The sequence below is a fragment of the Planotetraspora kaengkrachanensis genome (genome assembly GCF_016862895.1).
In the GTDB taxonomy this organism is placed as follows: Bacteria; Actinomycetota; Actinomycetes; order Streptosporangiales; family Streptosporangiaceae; genus Planotetraspora; species Planotetraspora kaengkrachanensis.
The window spans coordinates 352,087-363,055 of sequence record NZ_BONV01000004.1 but is presented as its reverse complement, the minus strand read 5'-3'; the positions used below and the strand labels follow the sequence as shown (position 1 = coordinate 363,055).

12 protein-coding genes and 3 pseudogenes are annotated in these 10,969 nt (G+C 67.2%); 7 read left to right on the top strand and 8 right to left on the bottom strand.

Features of this window, described 5'->3' with window-relative positions; all coding sequences use genetic code 11:
• Nucleotides 1–170: 170 nt before the first annotated feature.
• Nucleotides 171–1,262 (bottom strand): annotated as a pseudogene (locus Pka01_RS08285) (IS701 family transposase); the annotation flags it as partial.
• A gap of 49 nt (nucleotides 1,263–1,311) precedes the next feature.
• Here Pka01_RS08285 and Pka01_RS40685 point away from each other — a divergent pair.
• Genes Pka01_RS40685 through Pka01_RS08270 form a run of 3 tightly spaced genes read left to right on the top strand, consistent with a single transcriptional unit; the run spans nucleotide 1,312 to nucleotide 2,549 of the window.
• Nucleotides 1,312–1,638 carry a transposase gene (locus tag Pka01_RS40685; RefSeq protein WP_239114821.1) on the top strand — a complete coding sequence of 109 codons (327 nt, stop codon included), beginning with the start codon at nucleotides 1,312–1,314 and terminating at the stop codon, nucleotides 1,636–1,638.
• Complete coding sequence (locus Pka01_RS08275; protein WP_203882001.1) at nucleotides 1,635–2,273, top strand: IS3 family transposase; 639 nt, start codon at nucleotides 1,635–1,637, stop codon at nucleotides 2,271–2,273. Before Pka01_RS40685 ends, Pka01_RS08275 begins: the two co-directional genes overlap by 4 nt.
• A gap of 3 nt (nucleotides 2,274–2,276) precedes the next feature.
• Nucleotides 2,277–2,549, top strand: a complete 273-nt coding sequence (locus Pka01_RS08270; RefSeq protein ID WP_308442215.1) for an integrase core domain-containing protein — start codon at nucleotides 2,277–2,279, stop codon at nucleotides 2,547–2,549.
• Nucleotides 2,550–2,578: 29 nt separating this feature from the next.
• Here Pka01_RS08270 and Pka01_RS08265 read toward each other — a convergent pair.
• The 7 genes and pseudogenes from Pka01_RS08265 to Pka01_RS08235 all read right to left on the bottom strand — a co-directional run.
• Nucleotides 2,579–2,824: pseudogene (locus tag Pka01_RS08265) on the bottom strand (IS701 family transposase); the annotation flags it as partial.
• A gap of 266 nt (nucleotides 2,825–3,090) precedes the next feature.
• Nucleotides 3,091–3,606, bottom strand: a complete 516-nt coding sequence (locus Pka01_RS08260) for a GrpB family protein (protein WP_203881998.1) — start codon at nucleotides 3,604–3,606, stop codon at nucleotides 3,091–3,093.
• Between the two features lie 143 nt (nucleotides 3,607–3,749).
• Complete coding sequence (locus Pka01_RS08255; protein WP_203881997.1) at nucleotides 3,750–4,172, bottom strand: DUF6157 family protein; 423 nt, start codon at nucleotides 4,170–4,172, stop codon at nucleotides 3,750–3,752.
• Between the two features lie 50 nt (nucleotides 4,173–4,222).
• Nucleotides 4,223–4,858: a lipoyl(octanoyl) transferase LipB gene (gene lipB / locus Pka01_RS08250; RefSeq protein ID WP_203881996.1), complete on the bottom strand. Its 636-nt coding sequence runs from the start codon at nucleotides 4,856–4,858 to the stop codon at nucleotides 4,223–4,225.
• A gap of 88 nt (nucleotides 4,859–4,946) precedes the next feature.
• Nucleotides 4,947–5,138 carry a PspC domain-containing protein gene (locus tag Pka01_RS08245; protein WP_203881995.1) on the bottom strand — a complete coding sequence of 64 codons (192 nt, stop codon included), beginning with the start codon at nucleotides 5,136–5,138 and terminating at the stop codon, nucleotides 4,947–4,949.
• Nucleotides 5,139–5,248: 110 nt separating this feature from the next.
• The gene (locus Pka01_RS08240) at nucleotides 5,249–6,271 is read right to left on the bottom strand and encodes a lysylphosphatidylglycerol synthase transmembrane domain-containing protein (RefSeq protein ID WP_203881994.1); all 1,023 of its coding nucleotides are present in this window, start codon (nucleotides 6,269–6,271) and stop codon (nucleotides 5,249–5,251) included.
• A 251-nt stretch (nucleotides 6,272–6,522) separates the two neighbouring features.
• On the bottom strand, nucleotides 6,523–7,479 hold the full coding sequence (locus tag Pka01_RS08235) for a hypothetical protein (RefSeq protein WP_203881993.1): 957 nt from the start codon (nucleotides 7,477–7,479) through the stop codon (nucleotides 6,523–6,525).
• A 74-nt stretch (nucleotides 7,480–7,553) separates the two neighbouring features.
• On the opposite strand from Pka01_RS08235, the gene Pka01_RS08230 reads away from it, so the two are divergent.
• From Pka01_RS08230 to Pka01_RS08215, 4 genes and pseudogenes are all read left to right on the top strand, one after another.
• A complete protein-coding gene (locus Pka01_RS08230) occupies nucleotides 7,554–8,150 on the top strand; it encodes a TetR/AcrR family transcriptional regulator (RefSeq protein WP_203881992.1) in 597 nt (198 codons plus the stop codon).
• 38 nt (nucleotides 8,151–8,188) lie between these two features.
• Nucleotides 8,189–8,767 (top strand): LURP-one-related family protein, encoded by a 579-nt coding sequence (locus Pka01_RS08225; RefSeq protein ID WP_203881991.1) that lies wholly within the window; start codon nucleotides 8,189–8,191, stop codon nucleotides 8,765–8,767.
• Nucleotides 8,768–9,387: 620 nt separating this feature from the next.
• Nucleotides 9,388–10,467 (top strand): annotated as a pseudogene (rho, locus tag Pka01_RS08220) (transcription termination factor Rho); the annotation flags it as partial.
• A gap of 52 nt (nucleotides 10,468–10,519) precedes the next feature.
• A complete protein-coding gene (locus tag Pka01_RS08215; protein WP_203881989.1) occupies nucleotides 10,520–10,795 on the top strand; it encodes a hypothetical protein in 276 nt (91 codons plus the stop codon).
• The last annotated feature ends 174 nt before the right edge of the window (nucleotides 10,796–10,969 follow it).

The following is a 10,969-nucleotide window of genomic DNA, read 5'->3' as shown; positions in this document are numbered from 1 at the left end:
GGGAACGCGCTCGGTGACAACCGATACCGGTGCGTAATCAGCAAGGACTTTCGACGTTGCTCGAATTCACCGATCTCAGAAAATGGAGATTTCAGCAGAAATGCAATCAACACCGACAAACCCGAGACTCGCACACGACCCGCAGAGACGCCCTAGTACTGCAGCCGCACTTATTGATCTTTGAGTTGTTGCCGCTGGTAGTGGGACTGTTGAGCGTGGGTCTGGTGGCGTCGCCGCCACAGGGACCAGCGGTGAACGTGGCCTTCGTTGATCGATGGTCGGGTCAGTAGGGCGAACAGGCGACGGATCTCATTGGCGGAGATCGCGATCAGGCGATCGCTGCGAGTGATCGGTGTTGGGCCCTTGGGTGAGGCGATCTCGTCTGGGTCAGGTTCACGGATGAGGGTGGCCCGTGTGACGGCGAGGAAGGCCAGGGCGAGCATGGCCAACGTCATGTACCGATACCACGCCGGGTAGAGCCGGACCTGATAGTGGTCGACGGCGGCCTCGTTCTTCCCGGCCTGGAAGCATTCCTCGATCGTCCAGCGGGCGCCGGCCACCGTGACAAGCCGGCTCAGCGGCACGGGGGCAGGGGTGTGGCATAAGTAGTAGGCCAGCTCAGTCGGCTTGCTGACCGATCGGCGGATCAGCAGGTGGTGGGTGGGCTTGGCGGTGGCGACCAGAGCCCAGTCATAGCGCCGCTCGCCCTTGGCGCCGTCCCCGCACGACAGGCGCTGCCACCCGCTCGCGGGAATCTGCCTGACGAGGGTGTCGGCGCGGATCTTCCCCGCACCGCTGGCGATCTGATGGGAGCAGGAGACCGCCAGCACATAGCTGACCTGCTCGTCTTCGAGGAATCGGCGCAGTGGCCCGTTGTCGCCGTATGCCTCATCGGCGGTCACCCAACCGAACGGAACTCCGGCGATGATCGCCCGCTCGATCATGGCTCGCAGCAGTTGCGGCTTGGTAGCGAAGCCGACGTGGTCGGGGATCCGTGCGGCCGCGCACCGCCCGGGATCGTCGATCCACGTCCCGTGTGGGACATACAGGTCCCGGTCCACCAGCGCCCGGCCGCGGCTGCTGGCGTAGCCGAGGAACACCCCGATCTGACAGTTGGTGATCTTTCCGGCGGTGCCCGTGTACTGCCGCTGCACGCCAGCCGAGCAGACGCCCTTCTTCTCAAACCCCGTGTCGTCACCGACCAGAACACCGTCGGCCTCGCCCAGATGGTCGATCACGTAGTCGCGGACATCGTCACGCATGGCTCTCCCCTCGTAGCGTGGAGACCTGACCTAAAGAGAAGGTTGGGTCGTGGGAGAGACCAGACGCAGGTTCGATCCGGAGTTCCGGGCGGGTGCGGTGCGCATCGTCCGGGAGACGGGAAAATCGATCGCCCAGGTCGCAAGGGACCTGGGAATCAACGCGGGCACGCTGGCCAACTGGGTGCAGATGGACCGGCTGGCCCGCGAGCAGGACAGCGGTTCCGGCGGGGAGTTGGCCGAGTCCGAGCGTGAGGAACTCGCGCGGTTGCGCAGGCAGAAGGCCGAGTGGGCCAAGGAACGCGCTGAGCTGGAGATGGAGCGTGATGTCCTCAAGCGCTCGGTGGTCCTCTGGGTCAAGGAAGCGACGGGCCGGTGAGCGTGGCGGCCTTCATCGCTTCCCAGAAGACCGAGCATGACGTCCCCCACGCGCTGACCTGCCGGGTCTTGGGTGTCTCGCAGGCCTGGTTCTACAAGTGGCGTGATCGGGCGCCGACCGCCCGCCGGCAGCGGCAAGACCGGTTGGATGAGGCGATCGCGGCACGGTTCACCGCCTCCACCGGAACTTACGGGTCCCCGCGGATCGCCCGGGACCTGCACCAGGACGGCTGGCGGGTCTCGGTCAACACCGTGGCGGCGCGGATGGCCGAACTTGGTCTGGTCGCCCGCGAACGCCGCAAACCCCGAGGGCTGACCAGGTCGGGGAAACGGGCCGCGTCGCCGGATCTGGTGCGGCGGCAGTTCACCGCGATAGCGCCGGACGTGCTGTGGTGCGGCGACGTCACCGAAATCCCCACCGGCGAAGGCAAGCTGTATCTGGCCACGGTGGAGGACCTGTTCTCCCGCCGGATGCTCGGCTACGCCATGTCCGCCCACCACGACGCGGCCCTGACCATCGCTGCGTTGCAGATGGCGGCCGTCACCCGCGGCGGCACCGTCGACGGAGTGATCTTTCATAGCGACCGCGGCAGCGAATACACCGCTGCTCGCTTCCAGGGTGCCTGCCGGCACTAGGGCGTGGTGCAGTCCATGGGCCGTGTCGGTTGCGCGCTGGACAACGCCGCGGCCGAGTCGTTCAACTCCACCCTCAAAGTCGAGTTCGTGCATCGGCACCGCTTCGCCACCCGCGACCAGGCACGCGTGAAAATCGCCACCTGGATCGCCGACTTCTACAACGCGCGCCGGCGCCATAGCGCCGCCGACGGGCTATCCCCGATCGAGTACGAGCAACGGATCAAGGCCGCCCGAGCAGCCGCCCGGGCGAGAGCTCACGAGGCCATCGCCGCATAGAAACGTCTCCACGGTTTCAGGGGATTGCCACGCACGCCGTCGACGTCCCATTTGGCGGCGTTGAACAGCCGCTGCATCCCATCAGGGGTGTGCTCCCCGGCGTATTCGGCCAGCGACCAGCCGTTCTTTCGCTCCAGCCCGGACAGCAAGCCCTCGATGCAGGCTCGGGCGCGCAGCCGGACCTCACGCCTTCTGAATCGGCCCGCGACCAGGGCGAACGCATCATCCAACCCGGCTTTGAAGCGGGTGGCGCCGAGGTGCTCTAATCTGGCCATCGCGGCCACCGCATGATCTTCAGTTCCATCACACCTGAATGATCACAGCGGTGGCCGTCTGCTTCTCACGCGGGGACGTCCATGAACGAGCATGGACAAGCACGGTCATGCATACAGCAGCATGCTGCAGCACTCGAAGTGATCCCCGAGCTCAGCGCACATTCCGATGTGCGACTGGAGTACTAGAGCACACCACGACACCGAAGGCCGCGAAATCGCCAATGCGGGAAAAACGGAAAATTGAATGCCAATCGCACCGACTAAAATCAACGGAGCACGCGGCTGATGATCGAGCTGAGCGCCTGCTCGATAAAGGCGCCCTTTGCCTCGCTGTAGCCGCGACGATCATCACGAAACCGGACGGCGAGATCCGCCTTGAGATCGGCGTAGGCCCTCGCAGTCATCGGCTCCGCGCGTAGTAAGTCACGAAATGCGAGGTGCCGAGCCAATTCGCGGTTGCCGGCCGCGCAGACGTAGAGGTGGTGGGGAGGCGCATCAGCAGGGGTCGTGAACATCTCTCGCCCTTGAATTCCGCCATCCCCTTCGTGGGCGTAGCCGAGGCGGCGAAGAGCTGTGATCGCCTCGGTGAGATCAGCACCACCACGGATCACCACATCGAGGTCGATGATCGACTTGGCGGACAGACCGGGTACCGCGGTACTGCCGACATGTTCGATCCGCAGGGCGAGATCTCCGAGGTGTGCTTTCAGACGTCGGTGCAGTCGTTCGAAGATCTGGGGCCACTCCGGGTCATAAGGCACAACGTCAATGGGTGTGCTCAACCCGGGTGCTCCTCGTCGTGGGTGCCGACAGCAGCGGTTCGATCAGCGCACAGGTTCGATCGGCGCACAGGTTCGATCAGCGCACACTGGGCGTCTGTCAGATCAGAGGCGTAACGACGTTTGCCGGTCTTCTCGAACACGCTCTAAGCGCGCTTGGACCGCATCGCCTTGAGGACATTCACGCCCGGCACCTCACCGGCGATGATCTCCTCATATTCGTCCGAACCCATCGGGCACAGCGTGACCCGGCCGGCGGCGTCGAAGCGCAGGCCCCAGCCGTACTTCTTGGGCAGCGGCGAGGCCCGCAGGCAGGCCTGCGACCTGGAGAAGAACTGCGCACGCAACTCCGCGCGCTCGGACTCCGAGAGCCCATCCGATTCCCGCCGCCGCAGCCACGTCTCGAACAGGACGTCCTCCTGCGTGAGGCCGCCGGGGTCAGCGGAGATCATGTCGAACTGGACCACGGCGACCGTCTTCTTGCCGCCCCTCAAGGCGGGCACCACGGCGCCGTTGACGGGGCAGTCATCGGCGACCGCGATGAGCGTGTCGTAGTAATTCAGATCCACGGACCCATGATGCACAGCGATCACGGACGCGGAAAGCCCCCGCTGAAGGCTCAGGAGGCTTCGAACGCCCGGGCGACGGCGAGACGGGCCTCGTCCATGGACGTCTCCCCGACCTCCCGGGCGACGGACGTCATGTCCACGTCGGGCATCCCGCAGGGGATCGCAAGCTGCCATGGGCTCAGATCGCCGTCGACGTTGAGGGCGAAGCCGTGGCTGGTGACCGAACGGCTCGCCCGCATCCCCACCGAAACGATCTTCCGTACGGTGTCCTTCGTCCAGACACCGGTGAGCAGTTCCGATCCGGGCGGGGTGTCTCGGCGCTCCGCCGGGACGCCGAGGGTTCCGAGCGCCTCGACCAGCCGCAGTTCCACCTCGCGGATGTAGTCGACGACGCCCTCGCCCGCACGCAGCTTGACGATCAGGTACCCGACGAGCTGGCCGGGACCGTGATAGGTGAGCTGGCCGCCCCTGCCCGTCTGGACGACGGGGATGCCGAACGACGGATCGGGGAGATGCGTCTGGAGGGTTCGTTTGGTGACTGTGAAGACCGCGGGGTGGCTGAGCAGCCAGATCGTGTCCGGCCGCTCGTCGTTCTGCCGCTCCTCGACCAGGGCGTCCATGCGTTCCATGGCCTTCTCGTAGTCGACGAGATCGTCCTTGATCAGCACCAGAGGTCGTTCGCGCATCGTCACGTCACCTTTCCACCTGCGAGCATAAGCGGCGGTACGCCATGCCGCGGCGTGGCCCCGTGCCTCTGGGGAACCGGCGCTACGCTCAGTACTGATAGTGCTTTTCTGGCGCCTTGGGAACGGCCACCCACATGATGAGGTAGATGACGAACTGCGGACCGGGCAGCACGCAGGACAGCAGGAAGAGCAGCCTCACCAGGGTGGGCGGCATCCCGAAGCGCTCCGCGATGCCACCACAGACGCCCGCGATGATCTTGTGTTCTCTGGACCGGTACATCGGTGTCCCCTTTCGTCGCCCGTTCAACGAACCGGCGAAGGACACCTGTTCCACCGAGAACCCTGATAAAACCCTGACCCGCGCTCATCCGCGTCGCCCGGCCCGCGGGCTCAACGCGGGAGATCCCGATAGGGGTACGGCGTGCACGGGCTCAGCGCCACCGCCCAGCGGACGAAGGCGTCCCAGAACCAGTGCCCCCCGGCCCTGAGCCGGGGACGAAGACCGTCGAGGAGCAGCAGCCACGCGGCCCAGCCGGCCACGAGGACACCCCAGTAGGAGATCAGCCGGTACAGCAGCACGACGGCCGCCGCCGTGCCGCCCGCGACACCTCCGCCGATCAGCGTGGCCGCCAGCCCGATCTCAGCGATTCCCAGGCCCCCGGGGATCAGCAGGAGCACCGCGGCCGCCTTGGCGGCGACGTACCCGAGCAACACCGTGTGCGGACCGATGTGCACGCCGGCGGCCTCGCACACGGCGGCCAGACACGCCACGTCGAGCAGCCAGTTGGCCAGCGCGAGCCACGCCAGCATCAGCCGGTCGCGCCTGGCCATCGTGACCGCGCGCCGTGCGGCGCGCATCTGGTCCATCGCCCGGGGGAAACGCCGTCCGAGCCATTCGCCGAACGCGCGGGGCCGCACCAGCGAGAGCGCACCGACGAGTACGAGCACGAGTGCGAGCACGGTCACGCCCGCCGGCCGGATGGACGGCTCACCCAGCACGGCCACCGCCCCGAGCATGACGAACGTCGCAGTCGAGTAGACGCCGCTGAGCACCAGCGTGGCGGCGATCAGCGGCTTGGCCGCGCCCAGCCGGGCGAACTGACGGGTGGTGTACGCGATGCCGACGACCTGGCCGGCCGGGAACGAGTTGGTCACGGCGTTGCGCGCGTAGGTCAGCGCGACGGCCCGCGGAACCGTCAGATGAGCTCCGCCGAGTATGAGCAGGCGGCGGATCAGCCGGGCGAACGTGCCCATCGACAGGATCTGCGCCAGCACGGCCACGCTCAGCCAGCCGACGTTCAGTCCCCCCATCGCATGCCAGACCTCATCGGGGTCGGGTAGCCCGCTCCTGACGACGGACACCACCAGGCCGGCTGCGACGCCGCCCAGTGCCCATCTCACCCAACGAGGCATGTTCACCACTTCTTCTTTCCTGTACGGCCCGCGTGGGCGGCGGCCGCATCGTGTGCTCACCGATGCATCGTCGCTCTCACACGACGGCGGGGCGATGCCGGATCAGCGGCAGTTGCCCCGCCCGAGATTTCCGAGTTCCGGCAAGCCGGAATGGACCCCTCACCAGCGATGAGCCATCCGGGTCCCTGCTGTATTCCTGGTGAAGCCACAAGGTGACGCAGCTCTCCCAAATGCCCTGGTCCCGATGATCGTCAACCCACCAGGACCGGCTGCGCGGCGATCCGCGCACGCCGCCGCGGCACGACCAGCAGCACGAGGCCGAGCAGGGCCCAGCCCCCGAGCACGAGCAGCGGTGTCGCGAGCGCCGCGCCGTCGAAGTGCACGACGTTCTTGACGGCTTCCGCGGCCTGGCCGACCGGCAGTACCTGGCCCACGGCGGCGTACCACTCCGGGATGAAGCGGGCACCGAGCGGGCCGCCGCTCGCGGGCAGGCCGATCGGGATGAACAGCAGCGCCGCGAGCCCGACTCCGAGGGCGCCGGCGACCCGCATGAGCCCCGACGACACCAGGCCGATGGCCAGCGTGACCCCTGCCGACACCACCACCAGGCCCCAGAACCGGCCTGGGAGCGCCCCGAACACCACATCGGACAACCATGCGTTCGCCGTACCGACGACGAGCGAGGCCGCGGCGAGCAGACCGAGGCGGCCGGCGAGGCCGAGCCCGGGGGCGGCCCGGGCCGTCAGCACGGCGACGGCGATGCCGGGGAGCACCAGGGCGAGTACGTAGAACATCCCCGAGATGCCGCCCGCGTCGCCGGGAGGGAGGGGAATGGCATCCTCCACGGCGAGCGGCCTGCCCTGGGCCTGCGCGGCGGCCTGGAAGACCTGCGTGATGACGGTGGAACCGGTACGGCCGCCGGCGCTTGCGACCACGAGCCTGCCCGCCTCCGGGATCAGTACGGCGTCGACCTCCCGGTTCCCGAGGGCGTTCCTCGCGGACCCCTCGTCGGCGTACGGCGTGAGAGAGAAGGCTCCGGGTGCCTTGGCGTCGAGGGCGGCGCCGAGCTGGGCCGTCGTCTGGGACGGCCCGACGACCGCGACGGGCACGTCATGGGGTTCGGGCCGGTGGAGCGCGCCCAGGAACGAGGCTGCGAAGACCATCCCCAGGACCGTGACCGCTCCGATGATCGCGATCAGCTTGCGCATCTTAATTCTCCATGTGTTGACTTCAACAGCGTTGAGTTCAACATAGATGAATTCAACGTGGTTGAATAGCCCCCATGGACAGCAAGAGCGGACGGCGTCCCGGATCGCCCCAGACGCGGGAGGCGATCCTCGAGGCGGCGGTCGAGGCCTTCACCGAAGGCGGCTACGCCGGGACGACGATCCGTGCGGTCGCACGCACGGCCGGCGTCGACCCGGCGCTGGTCATGCACTTCTTCGGCAACAAGGACGGCCTCTTCGACGCCGCCATCCGGGCGAGCGGCCTGCCTCTGCGCGAACTGGGCGAGGTCATGGAGGGCGACATCGAGGGAGTCGGCGAGCGACTGGTGCGCCGCTATCTCTCACTCTGGGAGAGCCCGGAGCACGGCCCCAAGCTGCGAGCCGTCGTGAGCTCGGCGGCGTCCTCTCCGGCCGCGGCCGCGATGCTCAAGGAGTTCATCACCAACGAGGTGCTTCAGCCGCTCGCCGGACAACTCGGAGTGGACCAGGCGGAGACGCGCGGCATCATCGCCGGATCCCATCTGATCGGAATCGCTTTCACCCGTTATGTACTGAACATCGGACCGGTCGCCTCGCTCGAAAAGGAGCAACTCGTCGCCTGCGTGGCCCCGGCCGTCCAGCGCTATCTCACGGGCGATCTCCCTTTGGCATAGCGCGTATAGGGTGTGCTCACACCGTCTTTGGAGATCACATGGATATTTCACACCTCCAGGCGCAGAGTCGGCTCATCCTGCGTCAGAAGATCACCATGATGGTGAACAGGTACGTCGTCCACATCGCCGAGCCCGACGGTTCAGAAGGACCGATCGTGGCGTTCGCCGAGCAGAAGCGGATGACGCTCAAGGAGCAGGTCACCCTGTTCACTGACGAGTCGCGGCAGCGGATGCTCGCCGGATTCAAGGCCCGCAAGGTCATGGACCTCGCCGGCGAGTACGACGTCACCGACGAGACCGGAGCCGAGATCGGCTCGTTCCGCAAGGACTTCGCCAAGTCGCTGCTGCGCTCGACGTGGCACGTCCAGCAGCACGGGCTGCCGACGATGACCGGCCAGGAGCGTCGCCTCGTCGTGGCCCTGCTGCGCCGGTTCGCCGACTCCCTGTCGTGGCTGCCGTACCACTTCGACTTCAGCGTGGGCGCCTCGATCGTCTTCTCCGTGAACCGCCAGTGGGGCCTGCGCGACCGGTACCTCATCGAGATCCACGACCCGCGCATCGACCGGCGTCTGGTCATCGCGATGGCCGTCGCCCTCGACGCCCTCCAGGCGCGCTGACCCGAAATCGCCGGCGCGGCTCGGGAATCTCCGGGCCGCGTGCCGTGTTATGGTGACGACAGGTCCGCATGGTTCTGGCCTGATATCAGGCACATGCACCTGCTTCTTTCTCCACCGCCCACTCGGGCGCGATCATGCACCACCCACCCCGCCCCCGCCCATGGGGCGTGATCATGCACAGGTTCGCGATCATGCGGGTCTACCTGCGCTTTCCCGCGTCGTGATCATGCGCACGTTCTTCCGTTCCCAGCGTGACCTGCCGTTTCTCCTTGCGTGATCATGCGAGAGGCGGACGCGGCATGCCCGCCGGCGCTCTCCGCCGTACGGCGATGCCGATCACAACCCAAAGCCGCGGATGCAGTCGCCCGCACAGGCGAGCGTCGACCGCCGGACGGATCCGGACCGATCCGAGCACCGGACCGACCCGAGCACCGCCATCCGCACGAACCCCCCGAGACAAGGAATCCACCATGACGACCACAGACACCATCCCGCGGACCGGGCCGAGGACCAGATCCAGGAACAGCTCCAGGACCGCGGCCAAGACATCCAGCGCGACCAGTGTGAACGGCGCGACCAGGGCGGGCCGTTCGCCGAGACCCACCGCCGAAACCACGACCGTCAGCGGCCTGCTCGACGGCGTGGGCAATAACACGGCCAATAACGCGGCCAGGAACGCCTTCATCCGCGGCGGCGGCTACCTCCCCGGGCCGAAGGACGTCTCCGTACCGCCCGCGCTGGTCCGCGACCACGGACTCCGCACCGGCGACGTCGTCCACGGCACCGCCCAGAACGGCAGGCTGATCAGCGTCGACACGGTGAACGGCCTGCCGCCCGGCGCACCACGGCCGGATTTCGCCGACCTGGTCCCCATCCACCCCACCGAGCGGCTCCGCCTCGAAACCGGGCCCGCCGTCCTCACCACCCGCGTCATCGACCTGCTGGCACCGATCGGCAAGGGCCAGCGCGGCCTGATCGTGGCCCCGCCGAAGGCCGGCAAGACCATGCTGCTCCAGGCGGTCGCGAACGCGATCACCACCAACCACCCCGAGTGCCACCTCATGATCGTCCTCGTCGACGAGCGGCCCGAGGAGGTCACGGACATGCGGGAGTCCGTCCAGGCGGAGGTCATCGCCTCCACCTTCGACCGTCCCGCGACGGACCACATCGCCGTCACCGAGCTGGCGGTCGAGCGGGCCAAGCGGCTCGTCGAGCTGGGGCACGACGTGGTCATGCTCATCGACTCGATCACCCGGCTCGGCCGGGCGTACAACATGACGGCGCCGAGCGGCGGTCGAATCCTGACCGGAGGCATCGACGTCCGGGCCGTCCATCCGCCCAAGCGCGTGCTGGGCGCCGCCCGCAATCTTCAGGGCGCCGGCTCACTCACCATCCTGGCGGCCGCCCTGGTCGAGACCGGGTCGAAGATGGACGACAACCTCTTCGAGGAGTTCAAGAGCACCGGCAACATGGAGCTGCGGCTCAACCGGAGCCTGTCCGAGAAGCGGATCTTCCCCGCCGTCGACGTCACCGGGTCGGGCACCCGGCGCGAGGAGCTCCTGGTCGACCCGGCCGAGCTGCCTCTCCTGTGGAAGCTGCGCAAGGCGCTGCACGACCAGGGCGCGCTCGAGCCGTTCCTCGCGACACTGAAGGGAACCGGATCGAACGCGGAGTTGCTGCTGTCCCTCCGGAACGCGTGACGCCCAGGGCGTCCGCGTGTGAGAACCGTACGAACCAGGCATGATCACACGCATGAGTCAGTGGCGTGTCCTCATCGAGGAGAACATCGGCGGCGCCGACCACAAGGAGTGGCGGATCTCCGACATCTACGAGGTCGACGGCGAGCGCGAAGAGGCCCGGGCGATCGCCCACGAGCTCGCGATGGCGCACTCGCCCAAACACCCGGCGCTTCCGCAGGAGCGGGCCGTCTACCGGATCAACGAGGACACATGGCTGACGCTGGTCATGGGCGTCAGAACCAGGTACCACTACCGCGTCACCGTAGCCGAGCTGATCTTCCGCGGCTGACCCCCGCGCCCCCCTGGCCGTGATCATGCACAGGTTCGAGAGAGTACGCGCCGACCTGGCCGTTCCCCATCCGTGATCATGCACGATTTCGAGATCATGCCGTCCGACCTGGGCACACCCCGATCGTGATCATGCACAGATTCGTGTACAGCTACGCCTACCTGCGCAAACCTG

Excerpts from the sequence above, each read along its gene's own strand:
- lipB (WP_203881996.1), bottom strand. The coding sequence starts at position 4,858 with ATGCGCGAACGACCTCTGGTGCTGATCAAGGACGATCTCGTCGACTAC.
- Pka01_RS08245 (WP_203881995.1), bottom strand. The coding sequence starts at position 5,138 with ATGTACCGGTCCAGAGAACACAAGATCATCGCGGGCGTCTGTGGTGGC.
- Pka01_RS08240 (WP_203881994.1), bottom strand. The coding sequence starts at position 6,271 with ATGCCTCGTTGGGTGAGATGGGCACTGGGCGGCGTCGCAGCCGGCCTG.
- Pka01_RS08235 (WP_203881993.1), bottom strand. The coding sequence starts at position 7,479 with ATGCGCAAGCTGATCGCGATCATCGGAGCGGTCACGGTCCTGGGGATG.
- Pka01_RS08230 (WP_203881992.1), top strand. The coding sequence starts at position 7,554 with ATGGACAGCAAGAGCGGACGGCGTCCCGGATCGCCCCAGACGCGGGAG.
- Pka01_RS08225 (WP_203881991.1), top strand. The coding sequence starts at position 8,189 with ATGGATATTTCACACCTCCAGGCGCAGAGTCGGCTCATCCTGCGTCAG.
- Pka01_RS08215 (WP_203881989.1), top strand. The coding sequence starts at position 10,520 with ATGAGTCAGTGGCGTGTCCTCATCGAGGAGAACATCGGCGGCGCCGAC.